This window comes from Lysobacter sp. Root604 (assembly GCF_001427505.1).
Classification (GTDB): Bacteria; Pseudomonadota; Gammaproteobacteria; order Xanthomonadales; family Xanthomonadaceae; genus Lysobacter.
In genome coordinates, this window is the sequence record NZ_LMGS01000010.1 from 24,116 (window position 1) to 44,633 (window position 20,518).

Sequence of the window (20,518 nt, forward strand, 5' to 3'; positions counted from 1 at the left end):
ATCGATCGCAACGGGCGCCGCGGACACGGCGCCCGTTTGCGTGCAAGTGATCGGCGCGCGGCGCGCCCTAACCGCCGCAGGATTTGCCTTCGACCGCCATGACGGCGGCGAACATCGGCACCGCCGCAAGCTGCTTGGCCGCGGCCTTGGCCTTTTCGTCAGCCAGGTACAGACGCGCCTGGCCCTGACCGTCCAGCTTGGGCGGGGCGACGTTGGCCGGCTTGCGCCACACCCGCACCACCGCCTGCTGCGAGGGGCAGGCCGCGTTGGGCACGCGGATCAGATCGTTGAATGTCCAACCCGCGGCCAGCGAGGGCTGGGCCTTGGCGGCGTCGACGAAGCGCGCGCGCGGCTGGCAACTGGGGCTGGTGCGGACCACGGCGAACTTGTAGGGCTGCGCGGCCTGCCCGGTGAACTGGCCTTCCAGGCGGGCGCAGGCCTCGGGGATCTGACGCAGGGTGTGGACGGCGCCCAGCGCCTGCGGCTGCCCGACCGGGCGCTGGATTTCCGGGGCGGGGTCGGTACCGGCGGCGGCGGCCAGGGCCGGCAGCGACAGCGCGGCGAGCAGGACGGCGGCGATGCGCATGAACAGGCTCCATCGATACGTGACTGGGGTCGCAGGCTGGCACGCCGGGGCTGAACCCTGGTTTCACGAGGTTTCACAGGCCCAAGCCCTGTGCGATAGTCCCAGCGTTGCCGCGCCGGGACTTCGGCCTGCGACCTAAAACTTTAGGTGATCAGAAATTCCTGATGTCCACTCTGGGGAGGGGTTCATGCTGGAGCAGTACGGTTTGACCTTGGCGCTGGCTTGCGCCGTCATCGCGATCCTGTACGGGATCATTTCCGCGCGCTGGATCAGCGCTCAACCCGCCGGCAACGCACGCATGCAGGAGATCGCCGGCGCGATCCAGGAAGGCGCGCGCGCCTACCTCAATCGCCAGTACAGCACCATCGGCGTCGCCGGCGTCGTGCTGTTCGTGGTCATCGGCTTCTTCCTGAACTGGCCCACCGCGATCGGCTTCCTGATCGGCGCGGTGCTGTCCGGCGCGGCCGGCTACATCGGCATGAACGTGTCGGTACGCGCCAACGTGCGCACCGCCGAAGCCGCGCGCAAGGGCATCGGCCCGGCCATGGACGTCGCCTTCCGCGGCGGCGCGATCACCGGCATGCTGGTGGTCGGCCTGGGCCTGCTGGGCGTGGCCGGTTACTGGCTGGTGCTGGCCAAGATGGGCATCACCGGCGAAGCGGCGCTGCACGCGCTGGTCGGCCTGGCCTTCGGCTCCTCGCTGATCTCGATCTTCGCGCGACTGGGTGGCGGCATCTTCACCAAGGGCGCCGACGTCGGCGCCGACCTGGTGGGCAAGGTCGAAGCCGGCATCCCCGAGGACGACCCGCGCAACCCGGCGGTGATCGCCGACAACGTCGGCGACAACGTCGGCGACTGCGCCGGCATGGCCGCCGATCTGTTCGAAACCTATGCGGTCACGGTGATCGCGACCATGCTGCTGGGCGGGCTGATGATCGCCCAGGCCGGCCACAACGCGGTGCTGTATCCGCTGGTGCTGGGCGGCGTGTCGATCATCGCTTCGATCATCGGCGCGTTCTTCGTCAAGGTGAAGGCAGGCGGCTCGATCATGGGCGCGCTGTACAAGGGCGTGATCGTGTCGGCGGTGCTGGCGGCGATCGCGTTCTACCCGATCACCACCCAGCTGATGGCCGACTCGTCCTACGGCGCGATGAACCTGTACTGGTGCGCGTTGATCGGCCTGGTGCTGACCGGCGTGATCGTGTGGATCACCGAGTACTACACCGGCACTCAGTTCAAGCCGGTGCAGCACGTCGCGGCGGCCTCGACCACCGGGCATGGCACCAACATCATCGCCGGCCTGGGCGTGTCGATGAAGTCGACCGCGCTGCCGGTGATCTCGGTGTGTCTGGCGATCTGGGGCGCGCACGCGCTGGGCGGCCTGTACGGCATCGCCATCGCCGCCACTTCGATGCTGTCGATGGCCGGCATGATCGTCGCCCTGGACGCCTACGGCCCGATCACCGACAACGCCGGCGGCATCGCCGAGATGGCCGAGCTGCCGCCGGAGGTGCGCGCGGTGACCGACCCGCTCGACGCGGTCGGCAACACCACCAAGGCGGTGACCAAGGGCTATGCGATCGGTTCGGCCGCGCTGGCCGCACTGGTGCTGTTCGCCGACTACACCCACAACCTGCAGGCCGCGCATCCGGGCACGGTGTTCTCCTTCGACCTGTCCGACCACTACGTGATCATCGGCCTGCTGATCGGCGGCCTGATCCCGTATCTGTTCGGCGCCATGGCGATGGAAGCCGTGGGCCGCGCCGCCGGCGCGGTGGTGGAGGAAGTGCGCCGTCAGTTCCGCGACATCCCCGGCATCATGGAAGGCACCGGCAAGCCCGATTACTCGCGCGCCGTGGACATGCTGACCAAGTCGGCGATCAAGGAAATGATCGTGCCCTCGCTGCTGCCGGTCGCGGTACCGGTGGTGATCGGCCTGCTGCTGGGGCCGAAGGCGCTGGGCGGCCTGCTGATCGGCACCATCGTGACCGGCCTGTTCGTGGCGATCTCGATGACCACCGGCGGCGGCGCCTGGGACAACGCCAAGAAGTACATCGAGGACGGCCACCACGGCGGCAAGGGTTCCGAGGCGCACAAGGCCGCGGTCACCGGCGACACCGTCGGCGACCCGTACAAAGACACCGCCGGCCCGGCGATCAATCCGCTGATCAAGATCATCAACATCGTCGCGCTGTTGCTGGTGCCGCTGCTGCCCAGCGGCGCCGGTCCTGCCGACGCGGCCGCGGCCGCGCACGGCGCGCCGGTGGCGGAGCTGTCGGCGCCGGCGATGGGGGCCGCGCCGGCTACCGCCGACGTCACGCCGGACTCGCTGGCCACGCTGTACTTCGAAAGCGGTTCGGCCGCTCTGCCGGCCGAGTTCGAAACCGTGCTGTCCAAGGCCTACCACCGCATGCAGCGCGATCCGGCGCTGAAGGCGCGCGTGTCGGGCTTTCACGACAGCAGCGGCGATCCCGCGCGCAATGCCGATCTGGCCAAGCAGCGCGCGTCGGTGGTCAGGGACTGGCTGATCCAGCAGGGCCTGTCCGCCGATCGCGTGAGCATGGACAAGCCGGTCCAGATGGAAGGCGACGGCACCGCCAAGGAAGCGCGCCGGGTCGAGGTCCGCCTCGAGTAAACGCCAGGCTTCGGGGTTCAGGAAACGGCGGCCACGGCCGCCGTTTTCTTTTCCGGCGCGCTCAGCGCTGGCCGCGTTCGAAGCGCGCGAACTCCTGCTCCAGGCGCCATTGCAGGCGTGCCTTGGCGCTGGCTTGCAACAAGGCCGCGCACGCCGGCGCGGCGATGTCGCGCGCGCAGGCGTCCACGCGCGCGCCACCGGCGCGCCCCTGCCACAGGCTGTCGCCGGCCAGGAAGGCGTATTCCAGACTGTCGCGCGCGAGCTGCTTGAGCTGCGCATAGCGCAGGCCTTGCTCCTGCACCGCGCGCTGGTATTCGTGGGTCATGTCGCTGCGCAGCACGCCCTGATCGTCGGTGGCCAGGACCACCGGCACGCCCGCGTCCAGGTAGGCGCGCAGCGGATGCCGGGCGCCCTGCACGCCGAGGATGGCCGCGTTGCTGCTGAGGTTGATCTCGACCGCGATCCGTTCGCGCGCCATGCGCTCCAGCACTGCGCGCGCGTCGGTCTCGTAGGCGATGTCCACGCCGTGGCCGATGCGGCGCGCGCCGGCCACCGTCACCGCCTCGCGCACGTGGTAGCGCAGCTCGCGCGGCGCGACCAGGCCCAGGGTCTGTTCGCCGGCATGCAGGGACAAAGGCACCGTGGGGTGACGCTGTTTCAGGTAAGCGAACAGGCGCATGTGCAGCGAGTAATCGCGCTGCGCCACCGGGTGATGCTCGGGGCCGACGATGTTGACGCCGACCCAGCGCGGATCGGCCTGCACCAAGGCGAAACCGAACACCATCGCGGCGAAGGCCTGCGCCGGCGGCCGATGGCGCGGCACTGGAATCTGATAGCGCACCTCGACCGCGCAGGCGGGCTTGGCGGCGGCGCTCGCGCAGGCATGCGAGGCGGCGAACGCGGCCTCGTCGCGATCCAGCTCCGCGCGCGCCTCGGCGATCGCGGCCGGCAGCAGCGGCGCCAGCACGGCCAGCAGCGCGTCCGGATCGCCGCCGTCCTGGCCGCTGGCCTTGGCCGCGTCCAGCAGGCCCTGCGCGCTGCGCGGCATCGACATCAGTTCCAGATAGGCCACCTGATCGTCGGCGGCCAGTTCGCGCGCGGCCGCGACCACCCGTCCGGCGTCGTCGGCCGAGACCGCGCGGAAACCGTCGAAGCTGGCGAAGAAGCGGTCGAAATCGGGCAGCGCCGCATTGCGCATCGACAACGCGTCGATCGCGCGGCTGTAGGCGGCGTAGTCCCGACTGGCCAGATCGCGCGCCGCGACCGACCCCGGCGCCTCGCAGGGCGGACGCACGATGCGATGGCTGTCGGCGGCGACGCAGTAGCCCCGCTCCGCCGCCCAGCGCAGGTAGTCCTCGGCGTAGACCGAGCCGCTGGCGTGGTTGTGCAGGTCGCCGCCCTTGGGCATGGCCTGCAGGAACATGCGCAGTTGCGGCGGGCTGTCGGCGATGCGCTCGAAACGCGCGGCCGTGCGCGCTTCGTCGGCGCTCGCCGGCTCGCCGGCGGTTTTGGCCTCGGCGGTCGCGGCCGCGGCGAGGCATAGCATCGCCGCCAAGCCGAGTCCTGTCCTGTATCGCATCGTCGCTCCCTGGTCGGTCTCGGTCGCGGCGGGACCCGATCGGCCCGCCCACACCCCTGGCTTGCGTGCGGCTCAGCATGCCGGGACGGCGCATCCTTGACCATGCCGGGCTCCGGCGCGGGCGCGCGCCGGGCCGAAGCGGCGGCTCGGCCGGTCGATGCTGCATCGCAGCAGCCGGCCGCGTAGAATGCCCGCTCTTTCATCGGCCCGTCCCCCGGCGGGCCACCAGCAGTCGGAGCTACGCATCATGGGCCTGGACCTCGTCCCCACCGGCAAGAACCCGCCGGAAGAGATCAACGTCATCATCGAAATCCCCAAGGACGCCGAGCCGGTCAAGTACGAGGTCGACAAGGCCTCCGGTGCGATCTTCGTCGACCGCATCCTGTCGACCCCGATGCGTTACCCCTGCAACTACGGCTATGTGCCACACACCCTGTGCGGCGACGGCGATCCGGCCGACGTGCTGGTGGTGCTGCCGCTGCCGTTGATCCCCGGCTCGGTGATCCGCTGCCGCCCGGTCGGCGTGCTGCGCATGACCGATGAAGCCGGCGGCGACGAGAAGCTGCTGGCGGTGCCGATCGACAAGGTCTTCGCCGGCTACAGCCACATCTCCGACATCGAACAGGTCAGCCAGCATTGGCTGGACCGCATCGGCCACTTCTTCGAGCACTACAAGGATCTGGAGAAGGGCAAGTGGGTCAAGCTGGACGGCTGGGGCAACGCCGCCGAAGCCAAGCAGATCCTGCTGGAAGCGATCGAGCGCTACAACGCCACCGAAGAGAGCGACAAGCCGAAGTTCTGAGGCCGTCGCGATTCCGCTACGACGAAGGCCGCCTCTGGGCGGCCTTCGTGTTTTCGCAGCGTAACCGCCTTGCCGTTCCCGCTTCCGCTAGCGGCGGCCGAAAGGCGGCTGAGCGCCGCCGCAGGGCTCGCAGTTACGCGTCTGGGAGCCGCCTGACAGCGGCTAGGCGTTATCGCCCACCGCGCGCTGCTGCTCGGCGTTATTGCCCGTCGCAGGCGCCTGGCCACCCACCGCGAACTTGGCGACGATGGTCATCATCGCGTTGAACCAGCGCAGCTCGTTCTTGAGGCGGATGGTCTGGCTGGGGCCTTTGACCTCGTCGATGAAGCGCTGCAGGGCGTCGCGGTAACTCGCGCGGCCTTCCGGGCGCTCGCCGTACTCGAACCACAAGCCCTGCCACACGCGCGCGAAACGCATCGAGGCCTGGCGTACCTGCTGCAGTTGCGGATGCGGCTCGGCGTCGGCGAACAGCAGCCCGAAGTGAGCGTTGAGCTCCCAGGGGCTCATCACCGCCGGCACGTTGACGATCTCGCAGGGAAAACGCGCGACCTCGTTCTCGCGCGGCGCCACCGCCTGCTGCGGCCAGCCGACGGGCGCGACATTGTGCGGGCGGCCGCGCGCGACCAGTTCCCAGAACTCGCCGCCGCCGACCGTATCGACGACCAGATGGATGCGCGACTCCACCGCATCGTTGATCACGCGGTGCTGGCGCCAGGTATCGAAGATCCAGCACTCGCCCGCCGCCATGTTGATCGCGGCGTCGCCGCACTCGAAGCGCACGGTCGGCTGGGTCACCACCGGCACGTGCACGCGCACGCGCTCGGCCCAGTAATAGCCCTGGTCGGCGTGGCGGGTGACCTCGGCGTGGCCGGACAAGCGCATCAGGCGGCTGCGGCCGACGGTGGCGCCCAGGCTGGCGAACACCTGGGTCAGGTACGGGCAGCGCAACAGTTCCGGGGTCGGACGCATCTGCCCGGAGAAGGCTTCGTTGGCCGGATCGCCGTCCACGGCGACCAGCGGCAGCATGGAATTGCCGGCGAAACCCTGCGGGTGCGGGCGCCAGGGGCCCTCGCCCAAGGCGGCGATCTCGGCGGCCAGCCGCGCCGCATCGATGGTCAGCGGCAACTGGATGAACGGCACCTGCAATTTCATCGTGCGATCCGAGCTTGCGACCGGCCTATCGTACACAGGACCGTCGAGCCGTCGCCACGGCGGCGGCGCCCCAAAAAAAGGAGGCGGGCCCATGGCCCGCCTCCCGGTACTGCGTGCTGCCTACTACGGCAACCGTCGATCAGAAGCGCTGACGGTACTGCAGGTAGTAGTAACGGCCCGGCAGGTCGTACTGCGGATCGAACATGTTGTACTTCGCGGTCAGCGACAGCGGCGGATCCTTGTCGAACACGTTGTTCGCGCCGACCGAGACGGTGGCGTTCCACGGCGTGTTGTAGCGGAACTGCATGTCGTGGTACGTGGTCGCGCCCAGGTGATTGCGCGGCGAAGCGCCATCGGCGGTCACGCGGTTCGGATCCGAGCAGTAAGCCTGCGCGCTCGCGCCGGTGAACGGGCAAACCTCGTCGATGCCCGACTTGTAGCGCATGCCCCAGGTCGCACCGAAGTCGCCCTTGGTCCAATCCAGGTACAGATTGGACTTGATGCGCCAGTACGGATCGTTCGGCAGGTACAGGCCCTGACGCTCTTCGGCGACGGAGTCCTTGGTGGCCGTGGCGATCCACTTGGAGGTGTAGCTGGTGTCCCAGGTGATCGAGAACTTGCCGTAGACCGTTTCCGGCAGGCGGTAGTTCAAGGTCATGTCGTAACCCTCGACCTCGTACTGCGCGAGGTTGAGCAGCGGCATCTCGAGGTTGTCGATGATGTTCGGGTTACCGGCGGAGGTGCCGCCGCGCTGGTACAGGCCGCAGTAAGCCGCCTGCTCGCCCGGGGTACCGGCGTAGCACTTGTCGAGGATGAACTGCGCTTCCGGACGGGTGATCGCGTTCTCGATCTTGACCTTGTACCAGTCAAGAGCGATGTCGAAGCCCTGCAGCCAGCTCGGGCTGTAGACGAAGCCCAGGGTCTTGCTGGTCGAGGTTTCCGGCGACAGCTTGTCGTTGGAGGTCCAGGTGAAGGCTTCCAGCGTCTGACGCGACGAACCGTTGCCCGGCTGGACGTAGTTCGCCGGCACGCCTTCGGCGGCGCAGCGAGCCGCGACCTGCGGGTTGCTACGCAGCGGCGAGTGGCTGGAGCACGGATCGATGTAGCTCTCGAACGAATCGGTGTTGCCGCCGTAGAGGTTGCTGATGCTCGGGGCGCGGAAGCCCTCCGACCAGTTGCCGCGGATCAGCAGGTCGTCGATCGGCTTCCAACGGAAACCGAACTTGCTGTTCAGCGTGTTGCCGAAGTTGCTGAAGTCCGAGTAACGCGTGGCGACCGAGAAGTCGAGCAGCTTGGCGAACGGCAGGTCGGACAGCACCGGCACGGCGACTTCGAGGTAGAACTCGTCCAGCGAGTACGAACCGGCGGTGGGCGAACGCGCGTTGCCCGTGCTCAGGCCGGCGGCGATGAACGCGTCCGGATCGAACTGGCCGCTCTCGGTGCGGTGCTCATAGCCCGCGGCGAAGCCCAGCGGGCCGGCCGGCAGGTCGACGATGTCGCCGCTGACGTTGAGGGTGTAGCTCTTGGACTCGACCTTGGCCGAATCGTGCGCGGTGAAGCCGGTGTACGCCAGGCCTTCCGGCGTGATCGAACCCAGGCCGCCGAGCGGATTGATCGGCACGCAGCCGGCGATGATGGCGCCGCCCGGAGCGGACACGCACACGGCCTTGCCGTCGCGCATTTCCGACGGACCGTAGGCGTTGCGCAGCGCGGCCAGGTTGAACAGACCGTAGGTCAGGGTGTTCTCGTCGGACTTGTCGTAGCGGTAGCCGGCGTCCCAATCGAACTGACGCTCGCCGACGCTGAAGTAGCCTTCCAGACCGCCGTAGAAGTGGAAGTTCTTGACGTCCTGGTTGTACGAACGGCCGCCGGTTTCCTGGAAGCGGCGGTTGACGCCGACCAGGTCGCGCACGCCCTTGTACTCGGCCGGCGCATACAGGCTGTCCTTGCTCAGGGTCAGGCCGGTGACCGGCATGGCCGCGAGCAGCTGCTCGGAGATGCGCTGGTTGTACAGCGTCTCGGTGCGGAAGGTCAGGTTGTCGGTGATGTCGAACGTGCCCTGCGCGAACAGCGAGGTGCGCTCCTGCGGGGTCAGCAGGTAGTTGTCCGGCGCGGTGTTGTAGCCGTGCACGGCCGAGTCGTAAACGACCTTGTTGCCCTGCGCGTCGAGCACGTAACGCACGTCGTCCGCGGTGGCGGCGGTGCCCTTGTTGTCGACGAACGAGCCGGGGAAGCCGGTGCCGCTCTGGCCGGAGTAGAACGGAGCGCCGCCCGCGGAGATCTTGCGCGCGCCGGCCATCACAGCCTCTTCCTTCACGTAGGAAGCGCCCAGCAGCAGCGAGGAGCGGTCGTTGCTCACGCCCAGCGAGAAGTCGTACGCCTGACGGTCGCCGTCCTGAGCGTTGTACTGGCCGAAGTACGCGCCGGCTTCGGCGCCTTCGAAGTTGCGACGGGTGATGATGTTGACCACGCCGGCGATGGCGTCGGAACCGTAGATGGTCGACGCGCCGTCCTTCAGCACTTCCACGCGCTCGATGATCGAGGCCGGGATGGTGTTGAGGTCGACCGAACCGTCGAGCTGGGTGGTCCAGCGGCGGCCGTTGACCAGCACCAGGGTGCGGCTGCTGCCGAGGTTACGCAGGCTGATGCCCGAGGAACCGTCGCCGCCGTTGTTGAAGGTCGAGTTCAGCGCGGCGCCGTTGCTGGAGATGCGCTGCAGCACGTCGGCGACCGAGGTCACGCCCTGCTTGTCGATCTCGGCGCGGGTCAGGGTGAAGATCGGCTGCGAAGTTTCGATGTCGGCGCGCTTGATGCGCGAGCCGGTGACCTCGATGCGATCGAGCGTCGTAGCGTCTTGGGCGGGAGCTGCATCGGCTTCTTGGGCGCTGGCAAACGCCGGCACCAGTGCGATCGCGATACCGGCCGGCAGCAAGCCGAGCCGCACCGCGGGACGCAAATTGCGATGGTTCATCTATCTCTCTCCAGTAATCGTTATGGGCGTGTTAAAACGCCCAGCAAAATTACGTTCCGCTGGCCATCGCTGCTTTGCGCGCGGCGCTGAGAGACTTTGCCAAGTCGGTCCGCGAGCTCACACGCGCTGCGTCGTCGCACAAGCAACGCGAACGCGCGTAACACGCGCAAACAAAAAAGCGAAGCCGCTGATGTCAGCGGCTTCGCTCGTCGTTCTCACTGCACGCCGATGCGTCGCGACGCGCACATCTATATATGTGCGCGATTCCGCATCGTTGGCGCCGAACTCACGCGGCTTTACGCACGACGCCCGTGGACTTTGCCGAATCGGTCCGCGCATTCGCTCCGCTCGCCGCCGCGCTGCGATAACGCGTGGCCGATACGCCGAAGCGTGCGCGGAACGCGCGCGCGAAACTGCAGCAGTTGTCGAAGCCGCTGGCCGCGGCGACCTCGCCGATCATCATCGTCGTGCTCTTGAGCAAGTCGGCGGCGTGCTCCAGACGCATGCGCGCGGATGCGGCCTGCGGGCTCTCTTCATAAAGACTGTGGAAGGTCTTGGAGAAGTACCAGCTGGAGAAGCTGGTCAGTTCGGCGAGTTCGCTGATGCGCACCACGCGATCGCAATTGCCTTCGAGATACAGGCGTGCGCGCTGCAGACGGCCGAACACCTGACGCTTGCGGCTGCGCGAGCGGCCCGGGCAACGCGGGATGCGCGCGGCCAGCTCGCGCTGGATGCCGGCCAGGTGCAGCAGGATCGGACGCAGCGCGGTGACCTCGGCCGGGGCCTCGGTGTCGGCGGCGTGCACGCTGGCCTGGCGCCACAGGCGCAGGGCGACGCGGGCGTCGCGCCGGGTCATGCGACCGCGGCCGGCATAGAGGCCGCAGTCGGTGAAGCGCGCCATCGCCTTGAGCGCGTCCGCGCTCAGGTTCAGGCCCACGCACAGGCCGTAGCGGTCGGCCTGCAGCACCGGCTTGGAGTCGCGCTCGAAGGCGATCCAGTCGCCGCGGCGCAGACGGAACTTGCCTTCCTTGGCTTCGACCCAGGACGCGCCTCGCAGCTGCACCCAGATCGAGAAGTTGGCGCCCGACAGCTGTGCGCTGCCGAGGCGGGAGACGCCGACGCAGCTACCCAGCGCTGCGTTGTCCGGGCTGTCGAGCTGCAGCAGCTGCCCGCGATCCGCCCATTGCGATTGCTCCATTGGTCCACCTCATGTGCCGAGAATGGCCAAAGGTTTTGCCGGAGCCGGAGTGCGGCTTCAGGAAAGTTGTCGGACAGTTATGCGAAATCGCAACGAGAGCAAAACCGAAGAACTTCCGAAAGCATGTTTCGCTTTTGGATCAATTACTTGAACCAACCCGGCACTTCGGTCTTCGGCGCGGGCAACAGGTCCATGTAACCGATATCAGCGCCATCCCACTCGACCAGGGCCACATAAACGGCGTCGCCGCGCGGGCTGACCGAGAAACCGTTGATGGCGGCGCGGCGGCTTTGGTCCAGGCACAGCGGCGGTGACGTGGCGGCGTCTCCCAGGCCGATGCGACGCAGGCGTGCGGCGCAACTTTGCAGCTGTTCGAGGTAGCGGATCTGGCCGTCGCCGGCGACCGCCCACAGACGGTAGCGGTCGGAGATCGGCATTTCCGCGTTCAGCTCGCGCACGCTGCCCGCGGTCAGGGCCAGGTCGGCCTGCCACAGGCCGCTGCGGGTGGGCCGGGTGAACAGCACGCGCTGGCCGACCGGGTCCAGCTGGACCTGGGACACGTCGTCGATCGTGGCCAGGGCCTTCATCGGGTTGTGGCGGCGGTCGAACAGGTGCAGGCGCAGATGGCCGTCGCCGGCCCCGGCCAGGACCAGGATCCGGTCCGGGTCGGGCAAGTACAGGGCCTGCACCGGTTCGGTCAGCGGCAGGTCCAGCTGCGAAACCCGGCCGCTGGACGGGACCACCTCGTGCACCACCGCCCGGCCGTCGCGGTCGCGGCCGCTGACCAGCACGCTGCGCGCGTCGGCCGACCAGTTGGAGACGTAACGGGTGGCCGGCTGCACGCCGGCGATCATGCGCAGCGATTCCGGCCGCTCCAGATCGGCCCACCATAGGCCGTTGCTGCCGGAGCGATCCGACACGAACACCATCTGGCGCGAGTCCGGCGCGATCGAAGGCAGCACGTCGCGCGCCGAAGACGCGAACAGCGGTTCGACCACGTGCACCAGGCCGCCGGAATGCTCCGGCACCATCACCCGGTACAGACCGAAATAGGGTTTGCGCTGCACGAACACCGCGGCCTCGCGGCTGCGCGCGGACACCGGGCTCTGGGCGTCGGCGATGCCGGTGTCGGTGATCCGGCCGCTGTCGAAGTCAAGCCGGTACATGCGCACGTCGCCGTCGGAGGCGCGGCCGAACAACAGACCGCTGCCGTCGGGCAACCAGTCCCAGCCGCGCACGTCGGCGCGCAGCTCGGTCAGGCGTTCGGCTTCCCCGCCCTCGGCCGGCACGCGCCAGAAATCGCCGAGCGGCGCATTGCGCACGAACGCGATCCAGCGTCCGTCCGGCGAGTAGCGCGGTGCGGTGTCGAGATCGTCGCGACCGCGGCGGTAGTTGAGCGCGGTCCATTCGCCGCTGGCCAGATCGAGCTGGCGCATGCCGGCCACGCCCAGCGCGGTGGGCATGCTGCCGAACACCAGGCCGTGGCTGTCGGGCGTCCAGTCGAAGCTGGGCGGGCTGCGGTGGTCGCAGGTGCCGACCTCGCGCTCGGCGCCGCCGTTGGCCGCGATCATCATGATCCGGCAGGCGACGCCCGGGTCCAGGCGCACGAACGCGATCCAACGCCCGTCCGGCGACCAGGCCGGCGCGCTGTCCTCGGCGTTGCCGCCGGGATGGCTGAGCACGCGCGGCTGGGTCTGGTCGGTGGTCTGGACCATGATCGCGGTCGCGCGCGCGCGCTCGGGGATGGCGACGTAGGCCACCATCGAGGCGTCCGGCGACAGCGTGGGCGCCAGTTCGAAACCCGGCATCGAGGTGATCAGGCGATAGGGGCGCTCGCTGGGCACGGGCATCGCGCTATTGGCGCGCACCTCCTGCGGCGCCGGCGTGCGCAACATCGACCACAGCAGGATCGCGCCGACCAGCACCGACACCGCGACGATCGCGCCGACGATCGAAGTCCAGGCGCCGCGCGCGCTGGGCGCGGCGACGACCGGGATGGCGGCCACCGTCTCGTCGCGCCGCGGCTCGGGAAACGCCGGATGTTCGGCGGTGGTGCGCGAAGGATCGACCAGCGCCGCATCCTGACGCGCGCGTTCGGCGCGCGCGGGCGCGTCCGATGCGGCGTCCAGCCAGACCACCGGCGTGAGCAGGCGATAGCCGTTCTTGGCGATGGTTTCGATGTAGCGCGGATTGCCGCGCTCGTCGTCGAAGGCCTTGCGCAGTTGGGTGATGGCCTGGGTGATGACGTCGTTGGTCGGCAGCGTGTCGGGCCAGACCTCGGTCAGCAAGGCATCGCGGCTCACGACCCGACCCTGGTGCTCGACCAGGCTCAGCAGCACGCCCATGGCCTTGGGCGTGATCCGGCGCGCCCGCCGCGCGCCGGGCGCGAGAATCTCGCGCAGCGGCACGTCGACCAGGCAGTCGCCCACGCGCAGTCGCTCGGACGGCAGCGGCGGCGGCGATGGCTCGGGGGGTCGTGACATGAATCCTGCAATGGTCGCGGCGGTCCGCTACGGCGTCATGTGCCTGAAGACGTGTAAGGCCAACGGCCATACCCGGCACAACGCTGGGGCGCGAACGGGCTAACGCGCCTGAGGCCGCCATTCTAACGTCGCCGGGTACCTCCGCATTCATCGCGGGTGGCACACAGGCCCTCTCTCGCCGACGTCCTACAGAACGTATCGTTCCACTTTCGCGTCGCGGCCTTCACGGGGCCGGGGCGCGATTTTTTTTCCGCGCCTTCGCTGCATGCGTGCTTAACGACGGGCCCGGCCGCGCCCGATCGGCGTCGGGTTCAACGACGCTCCTGGCGCAGGATGGTCAAGCCGATCAGACGCGACACCACCGCGGCGATGTAGCCCACGCCCGCGAACTGCTCCAGCATCACCAGCACGCGCGCGCCCGAGCCCAGCGGAATCACGTCGCCCAGACCGACCGCGGAAAGATTGGTGAAACTCAGGAACAACAGTTCGATCCAGGTCCGCGGCTCGCCCGGGCGCTCGGCGCCGACGAAACTGCCGGGGTACCAGGCCTGGCAGACCAGGAAGGCGTAGGCGAATCCCCAGGCCAGCAAGGTGAAGGTCGCGCCCGCCGCGAACAGCTCGTCGGCGGTGACCCGGTGGTCGCTCATCATGTAGGCGATCAGGCTGCCGGCGGCGTAGAAGTACAACAGCGCCTCCAGCGCCGACGAGGCCACCAGCAGCAGGTCGCTGCTTATCAGCACCGACAGGATCGACAGCGCGAACGCCGGCACCGCCAGCAGCCACGCGATCCACTTGACCGCCGGGCTGCGGTCCACCACCCACACCGCCAGGGTCAGCACCAGCACGCCGAACGCGCCGAACACGACCCGCCCGCCGCCGGAGGGCTCGAACAGCGGATAGGCCAGCATGCTCAGCAGCTGCGCGGCCAGCAGAAACGCCGACGGATGCCGGCGCGCGATGGCGCGCCATTTCAAGGAGGCGTAGTTGCGGTCGCTCATGCGGCGGAGTGTGCAGGACTTGGCGGGCGGCGCACAGGGGGCGGGGATCGGGTCGCGGCGGTGCCGAAGCGTCGGTCTGAGGCCGCCCTCGGGTAGCGCCGCCAGAGTCGACTCGAAAGGCCGGGATATCGAATTCTTTCGAAATCCAAGACACGGACCGCTGCGACGCCCCCTCTCCAGCAACTGCACCGCACCGCGACGGGCGGCAATGCCTGCGCTCAACGCAGTCCGCAACCACCGGCGCTGCGCCCGCGTGCACGCGCCGAATCGGTTCGTCGCACCGCGCTTGTACGGGCCATCAGCGTCCCCGAGAATCTACCGCCGCCCGACGCGGGCGGTCGTATGAAACCAGGGGGAACACCGAAATGTCGTTATTCAGGACTGCGATCGTAGCGATCGCGGCAGTCGTGCTGTCTGGCTGCGCCTTTCAGAAACAAGCCGTCCGCATCGAACCCAAGGTCGACGCGCCGCAAAGCACGATCGGCTCCGGCAAGCTGACCATGGTCAATGTCGCAGACGAGCGTCCGCGCTCGACGCTGGGAACACGCGGCGTGTCCGGTATCGGCGAACAGCTGACCGTGGACGGCGATCTGCCCAAGATCCTCGAAGCGTCCATCGTGCAGGGCCTGCAGAAGCAGGGCTTCGCCACCAATGGCCCGCTCGAGAACCAACTGCGCGTGGAAATCCGCAACCTCGACTACGTGCTCAACTCCGGGTTCTGGGCAGGTAAGCTCAACATCGAGTTCCTGCTCAAGGGCATCTGCATCAAGGGCAATGCGCGTCCCTACGAGCAGATGTACCGCGGCGAGTACCGCAAGAACGTACAGATAGTGCAGGGCGCAAAGTCCAACAACCTGTTCGTCAACGACGTCGTCTCGCAGGCGATCAACAGCCTGCTGAAAGACGAAAAGCTGATGCGCTGCCTGGCCGAATAAGGCCGGCTCGCCCCAGGTGACGGGTGGAGGCGGACATCGCCGCCTCCACTCGACCGCGTCGCGCCCCGGGCCACCCGGGGCGACGGCTTAGCTGGCCCGATAGAGCTCCGCTCCGGCCGCCAGGAACTCCGCCGACTTCTCGGCCATGCCCACTTCGAGCGCGGCATCGGTCTCGACGCCATGCTCCTTCGCGTAATCGCGCACGTCCTGGGTGATCTTCATCGAACAGAAGTGCGGGCCGCACATCGAGCAGAAGTGCGCCACCTTGTGCGCATCCTTGGGCAGCGTCTCGTCGTGATACTCGCGCGCGCGCTCCGGATCGAGGCCCAGATTGAACTGATCCTCCCAGCGGAACTCGAAGCGCGCCTTGCTCATCGCGTTGTCGCGCGCCTGCGCCCCCGGATGGCCCTTGGCCAGATCGGCCGCGTGCGCGGCGATCTTGTAGGCCATCAGCCCCTCGCGCACGTCCTGCTTGTTGGGCAGGCCCAGGTGCTCCTTCGGCGTCACGTAACACAGCATCGCCGTGCCGAACCAACCGATCATCGCCGCGCCTATCGCCGAGGTGATGTGGTCGTACCCCGGCGCGATGTCGGTGGTCAGCGGCCCCAGGGTGTAGAACGGCGCCTCGCCGCAAACCTCGAGCTGCTTGTCCATGTTCTCCTTGATCAACTGCATCGGCACGTGACCGGGGCCTTCGATCATGGTCTGGACGTCGTGCTTCCAGGCGATCTTGGTCAGCTCGCCCAGGGTCTCGAGCTCGCCGAACTGGGCCGCGTCGTTGGCGTCGGCGATCGAGCCCGGACGCAGACCGTCGCCCAGCGAGAAGGCCACGTCGTAGGCCTTCATGATTTCGCAGATTTCCTCGAAGTGGGTGTAGAGGAAATTCTCCTTATGGTGCGCCAGGCACCACTTGGCCAGGATCGAGCCGCCGCGCGAGACGATGCCGGTCACGCGCTTGGCGGTCAGCGGCACGTAGCGCAGCAAGACGCCGGCGTGGATGGTGAAGTAGTCCACGCCCTGCTCGGCCTGTTCGATCAGGGTGTCGCGGAAGATCTCCCAGTTGAGCTCCTCGGCGCGGCCGTCGACCTTTTCCAGGGCCTGGTAGATCGGCACCGTGCCGATCGGTACCGGCGAATTGCGGATGATCCACTCGCGGGTTTCGTGGATGTGCTTGCCCGTGGACAGGTCCATGACCGTGTCGGCGCCCCAGCGGATCGACCACACCAGCTTCTCGACTTCCTCGGCGATGCCCGAGGACACCGCCGAATTGCCGATGTTGGCGTTGACCTTGGTCAGGAAGTTGCGGCCGATGATCATCGGCTCGCTTTCCGGGTGGTTGATGTTGTTGGGGATGATCGCGCGGCCGCGCGCGACCTCGTCGCGCACGAACTGCGGCGTGATGATCTTCTGGATGTCGGCGCCGAAGCTGTGGCCGGGGTGCTGGTTGAGCAGGTGGGCCTCGCGGATCGCTTCCAGGCGCTGGTTCTCGCGGATCGCGATGTATTCCATCTCCGGGGTGATGATGCCGCGGCGCGCGTAATGCATCTGGGTCACGTTGGCGCCGGCGATCGCGCGGCGCGGCAGCGGCCGGTTGCCGAAGCGCACGTGGGCCAGCTTGGGGTCGTGCTCGCGCTTGCGTCCGAACTCCGACGACAGCCCGCTCAGCGCCTGGGTGTCGCCGCGCTCGGCGATCCAGTTCGCGCGCAGCGGCTTCAGGCCGGCGGCGAGATCGATCTCGACGTCGTGATCGGTGTAGGGGCCGGAAGTGTCGTAGACCGCGAGCGCGGCGTTGTCCTCGCCGCCGAAGATGGTCGGCGTGCGCGCCAGCGCGATCTCGCGCATCGGCACTTGCAGGTCCGGACGCGAACCTTCGACGTGGATCTTGCGCGAACCGGGAATCGGACGCACGACGTCGGCCGAAAGACGTTCGGCCTGCTGCAGCAGTTCGGAGGGCACCGCATTCATGGGATCGGATCCGCTTTTTGATGAAGACATCCGCACGAAACGTGCGGGCGCATGCGAGGGACTCGCACAAAGCGGGCGGCGCACGGCCGCGAAGCGCGGCCGGCGAAGCTTCCCTACGGCGGTCTCAACCGCATCAGGTTCGAAGGGACTGTCTCAACCGCCGGCCTGGAACCGCCGCGGTACCCCCGCTTCAGTGCGCATTAGACATGGAAATTCGGGTCGGCGCCAATCCGCGCCCAGGCTGGCACGGGCGGATTCCGGCGGGCGCGTCCGCCGCGCGCGCCGGGCCTGTGCGTGCTGGCGTCCGCGCATTGCCTGCGGTGGCCGCGCAGGCTAGCGTGTGACGATGCCCAGCCACCCCAGTCAGCTTTCCTCGCCTCGTATCGCCGTAGGCCCTGCCGGATGGGCGGCAGCGCTCCTCCTGGCCCTGTCGGCCTGCGCCGCGCCCGCGCCCAAGCCCGCGCCAGCGACGCCGAGTGCCGCTGCCACGCCGAACCCGGCCGATCCGCTGCAGCGCCTGCGCGCGCTGTGCGGCAAGGCCTACGCCGGCCGCGTCGTGGTCGACACGCCCAAGAGCGCGGACGATCCCTTCGCCGGCAAGCCGCTGATCATGCATGTACGCGATTGCGGCCTGACCGAGATCCGCGTGCCCTTTCATGTCGGCGAGGACCGTTCGCGCACCTGGGTATTCAGCGCGCACGACGGCCGGCTGCGGCTCAAGCACGATCATCGCCACGCCGATGGCAGCCCCGATGCGCTCACCCAGTACGGCGGCGATCAGCGTGCGCCCGGCGTGCAGCGCCCGGGCGAGATCGCCGGCCGCTACGAATTTCCGGCCGACGCCTACAGCCAGGACATGTTCCGCAAACTGGGCCGCGAGGTCTCGGTGCCGAACGTGTGGGCGGTCGAGATCGACGCGCAGCGCTTCGTCTACGAACTCGCGCGCCCCGGGCGTTTGTTCCGGGTCGAATTCGACCTCAGCCAGCCGATCGCGCCGCCTCCGCCGCCGTGGGGCGGCTGAGCAGGATCGCGTCGCCGTCTTGGCTATTAATCACCGCTGATCGAGGACATCCCGAATGCGAAAACTGATTGTTGCCGTCGTGGTCTTGTCGGCCGTCGCCACCGCGTTTTGGTTCGTCGGTCGGCGGGCACCGGAGGGAGCGGCCAATGCGCCCATTGCGCACGATGCCTCGGACGCGCCGGAAACGCGGACGGACGGAAGCGAGGCGAGCGCCTATTCCGAGCCGTCGGACGCGCGGCAGACGTCGCCCTATCCCGCTCAGCGTTCCGCTGGAAACGACCATGCCAACGGCGCGCAGGCCTTGCCGCCGATAGAGGCCGCATTGCTGACCCAGGACATGGTCAACGACAACGCGCAAGCCGCATTGGGCGCCAAGAATTTCGACGATTTCATCGTATCGCTGCAGGCGGGGAACACCGCGGAGGCGAGCGAGCGCAGTGCCGCCTACCGCATGGAAATCGAAGCGTCGCTACAACGCCACCCTGAGCTGGCCCCCCTGGGCCGTTTCGCCTGTGGCCTCAGATTCTGCGCGGGCTTGATCAACGTCGGCAAGGAGGGCAAAGCGTTCAATGCATGGACCCGCGAGTTCCGCGAGCAGACGACCCTGCCCATGCCCGTCTTTTCCCATCGCCTGATCCGCTTACCCGACGGCTCGTCCGAGGCGCGCTTCCTGTTTACCACCAGCGGCAACGGCGGAGTCGTCTCATCCGGCAAGCCCCGATAAGGCGTCCACGCGCGAGCGCTCCGCTAGCGCGGCGACGTCCGGCCGGATTCGCCGGCCGGACGCGCCACGGGGAAAACCACGGGCGCCGGCGCGCCCGCGTGCATCACGGGTTGGTGAAGTAGCCCGAGCAGTACTTGGTTCCGTTCTTGGTCAGATAGAAACGATTGCAGTTGGTGTCGTAGCTGCTGCCGGTCGCGGTGATCAGGAAGCCCGACAGATACACCTGGTTGAGGTGGTAGTGGCTGCCGTTGGACTTGAGCGACCAATGCTCGTGCGGGCCGGTGGAGGAGCCGCCGTTGCACAGCGCCTGGCTCTGGGTGTTGGCCGGATTGGCGATGCGGGTATTGGCCGCGACGCTGGCGCCGGTGGCGTACTGGATGTTCATCAGGTGGTAGTAGGTGGTCGACCAGCCGCCGCTATGCACGACTTCGGCGAAACACGACGAGTGGCGCTTGAACGAGCCCGCCGCCGACGAGGACACCCAGGTATTGCTCTGGTTGCTACCCCAGCCGCCGCCGATCGACATGTCCAGCGACGACATCGGGTAGTTGCCCGAGCCGGTGTTGGTGTGCGCGCCGCCCACATGCCAACGCTGACCGCGCGGGAACGGGAACTGCAGAAAGCCGTTCGCCGGCCCCGCCAGGGCGCCCACGTCCGGACCGGCCTGCGCCGCGAAGCGCGGCGACGGCGTCGCCGCCTTGCGGGTCTCGTTGAACAGGCTGGCGTAGACCTGCTGGAACTCGCTGTCGCCGCTCAGCGCCGCACTGGCCGCACTCACGCCCGTGCGCGCGAACAAGGTCTGCAGCGGATTGACGCGCGCCAGCGACACCGGCCCCTTGGCGTCGGCGGCGTCCTGCGCGTACAGCGCCTCGCGCAGCGCCACCGCCACTTCGCGGGTTTGCGCGCTGAAGTCGCGGCTCTGGGCGAGCTTGCCGAACGGCCGGCTCATGCCGTCGGCCGCCGCGCGCCGGCGCGTGACCACGCCGCTTTGCTGCTCCATCAATGCGATCAGCACCTTCGGGCTGATGCCGCTGTAGCCGGCCCAGTGCGAGATCGTCTCACCGTAACGCGACAGATGCGGCGCGCGCTTGGCCAGATAGGCGTCGATGTCGAAGTCGAACATCTCGTCGTAGCTGTAGATCAGATCCCGCCCGGCCAGCCCGCCGCCGGCCGGTTCCGCCGCCGTGGCCGCTCCGCTGATCGCCAGCGCCATGCAGCACGCCAGCAGCGTCTTTCTTGCCTTGGATATGTCCTTCATTGCCTTGCTCCTTGAATGAACGAATGGGCGAACTGCGTGCGCCTGCCCCAGCCGTCGGGCCCGGCGCCGAGCCGTAACGTCCGGCTAAACGTCCCGCCACTCCACTGGCATCCGTCGCCCTTGAGGAATGCGCAGCAAAAAAACTCTCGCGCGCATGGCCGGCGCTGTCGTGAGACGCAGGCCCGTTCATTTAGTTTCAAATGAGACCAAT

Annotated in this window: 14 protein-coding genes, 1 pseudogene and 1 riboswitch; of the genes and pseudogenes, 6 read left to right on the forward strand and 9 right to left on the reverse strand. The window is 68.1% G+C overall.

Going from position 1 to position 20,518, the window contains the following annotated elements:
• Positions 1 to 67 precede the first annotated feature (67 nt).
• Positions 68 to 586 (reverse strand): hypothetical protein, encoded by a 519-nt coding sequence (locus ASD69_RS15295; protein ID WP_200944013.1) that lies wholly within the window; start codon positions 584 to 586, stop codon positions 68 to 70.
• Positions 587 to 773: 187 nt separating this feature from the next.
• Here ASD69_RS15295 and ASD69_RS15300 point away from each other — a divergent pair.
• Both ASD69_RS15300 and ASD69_RS22785 read left to right on the forward strand, forming a co-directional pair.
• Positions 774 to 2,798 (forward strand): annotated as a pseudogene (locus ASD69_RS15300) (sodium-translocating pyrophosphatase); the annotation flags it as partial.
• 75 nt (positions 2,799 to 2,873) lie between these two features.
• Entirely contained in the window at positions 2,874 to 3,221 is a 348-nt protein-coding gene (locus ASD69_RS22785) for an OmpA family protein (protein WP_235567253.1), read from the forward strand.
• Between the two features lie 61 nt (positions 3,222 to 3,282).
• Here the strand turns inward: ASD69_RS22785 and ASD69_RS15305 are convergent, their stop codons facing one another.
• A complete protein-coding gene (locus ASD69_RS15305) occupies positions 3,283 to 4,800 on the reverse strand; it encodes an adenosine deaminase (protein ID WP_200944014.1) in 1,518 nt (505 codons plus the stop codon).
• 247 nt (positions 4,801 to 5,047) lie between these two features.
• On the opposite strand from ASD69_RS15305, the gene ppa reads away from it, so the two are divergent.
• Complete coding sequence (gene ppa / locus ASD69_RS15310; RefSeq protein WP_056180085.1) at positions 5,048 to 5,602, forward strand: inorganic diphosphatase; 555 nt, start codon at positions 5,048 to 5,050, stop codon at positions 5,600 to 5,602.
• A 162-nt stretch (positions 5,603 to 5,764) separates the two neighbouring features.
• Here ppa and ASD69_RS15315 read toward each other — a convergent pair whose 3' ends face one another.
• The 5 genes from ASD69_RS15315 to ASD69_RS15335 all read right to left on the reverse strand — a co-directional run bounded on the left by ASD69_RS15315 (position 5,765) and on the right by ASD69_RS15335 (position 14,404).
• Positions 5,765 to 6,754 (reverse strand): aspartyl/asparaginyl beta-hydroxylase domain-containing protein, encoded by a 990-nt coding sequence (locus ASD69_RS15315; protein ID WP_056180088.1) that lies wholly within the window; start codon positions 6,752 to 6,754, stop codon positions 5,765 to 5,767.
• A gap of 139 nt (positions 6,755 to 6,893) precedes the next feature.
• Positions 6,894 to 9,725, reverse strand: a complete 2,832-nt coding sequence (locus ASD69_RS15320) for a TonB-dependent receptor (RefSeq protein ID WP_056180092.1) — start codon at positions 9,723 to 9,725, stop codon at positions 6,894 to 6,896.
• Positions 9,726 to 10,011: 286 nt separating this feature from the next.
• Complete coding sequence (locus ASD69_RS15325) at positions 10,012 to 10,923, reverse strand: helix-turn-helix domain-containing protein (RefSeq protein ID WP_056180094.1); 912 nt, start codon at positions 10,921 to 10,923, stop codon at positions 10,012 to 10,014.
• A 143-nt stretch (positions 10,924 to 11,066) separates the two neighbouring features.
• Positions 11,067 to 13,406: a winged helix-turn-helix domain-containing protein gene (locus tag ASD69_RS15330; protein ID WP_082576543.1), complete on the reverse strand. Its 2,340-nt coding sequence runs from the start codon at positions 13,404 to 13,406 to the stop codon at positions 11,067 to 11,069.
• Positions 13,407 to 13,717: 311 nt separating this feature from the next.
• The gene (locus tag ASD69_RS15335; protein WP_056180100.1) at positions 13,718 to 14,404 is read right to left on the reverse strand and encodes an ion channel; all 687 of its coding nucleotides are present in this window, start codon (positions 14,402 to 14,404) and stop codon (positions 13,718 to 13,720) included.
• A 407-nt stretch (positions 14,405 to 14,811) separates the two neighbouring features.
• Between ASD69_RS15335 and ASD69_RS15340 the strand changes: the two genes are divergently transcribed.
• Positions 14,812 to 15,339, forward strand: a complete 528-nt coding sequence (locus tag ASD69_RS15340) for a YajG family lipoprotein (RefSeq protein ID WP_056180103.1) — start codon at positions 14,812 to 14,814, stop codon at positions 15,337 to 15,339.
• A gap of 87 nt (positions 15,340 to 15,426) precedes the next feature.
• On the opposite strand, the gene thiC is transcribed toward ASD69_RS15340, so the two are convergent.
• Complete coding sequence (gene thiC, locus ASD69_RS15345) at positions 15,427 to 17,304, reverse strand: phosphomethylpyrimidine synthase ThiC (RefSeq protein WP_056180106.1); 1,878 nt, start codon at positions 17,302 to 17,304, stop codon at positions 15,427 to 15,429.
• 92 nt (positions 17,305 to 17,396) lie between these two features.
• A riboswitch (TPP riboswitch) is annotated at positions 17,397 to 17,501 on the reverse strand.
• A gap of 149 nt (positions 17,502 to 17,650) precedes the next feature.
• Here thiC and ASD69_RS15350 point away from each other — a divergent pair.
• Together ASD69_RS15350 and ASD69_RS15355 are read left to right on the forward strand one after the other, a co-directional pair.
• A complete protein-coding gene (locus tag ASD69_RS15350; RefSeq protein ID WP_235567241.1) occupies positions 17,651 to 18,325 on the forward strand; it encodes a hypothetical protein in 675 nt (224 codons plus the stop codon).
• A gap of 55 nt (positions 18,326 to 18,380) precedes the next feature.
• Complete coding sequence (locus ASD69_RS15355; RefSeq protein ID WP_056180108.1) at positions 18,381 to 19,049, forward strand: hypothetical protein; 669 nt, start codon at positions 18,381 to 18,383, stop codon at positions 19,047 to 19,049.
• A gap of 103 nt (positions 19,050 to 19,152) precedes the next feature.
• On the opposite strand, the gene ASD69_RS15360 is transcribed toward ASD69_RS15355, so the two are convergent.
• On the reverse strand, positions 19,153 to 20,307 hold the full coding sequence (locus tag ASD69_RS15360; protein WP_157499225.1) for a M23 family metallopeptidase: 1,155 nt from the start codon (positions 20,305 to 20,307) through the stop codon (positions 19,153 to 19,155).
• Positions 20,308 to 20,518: the final 211 nt, after the last annotated feature.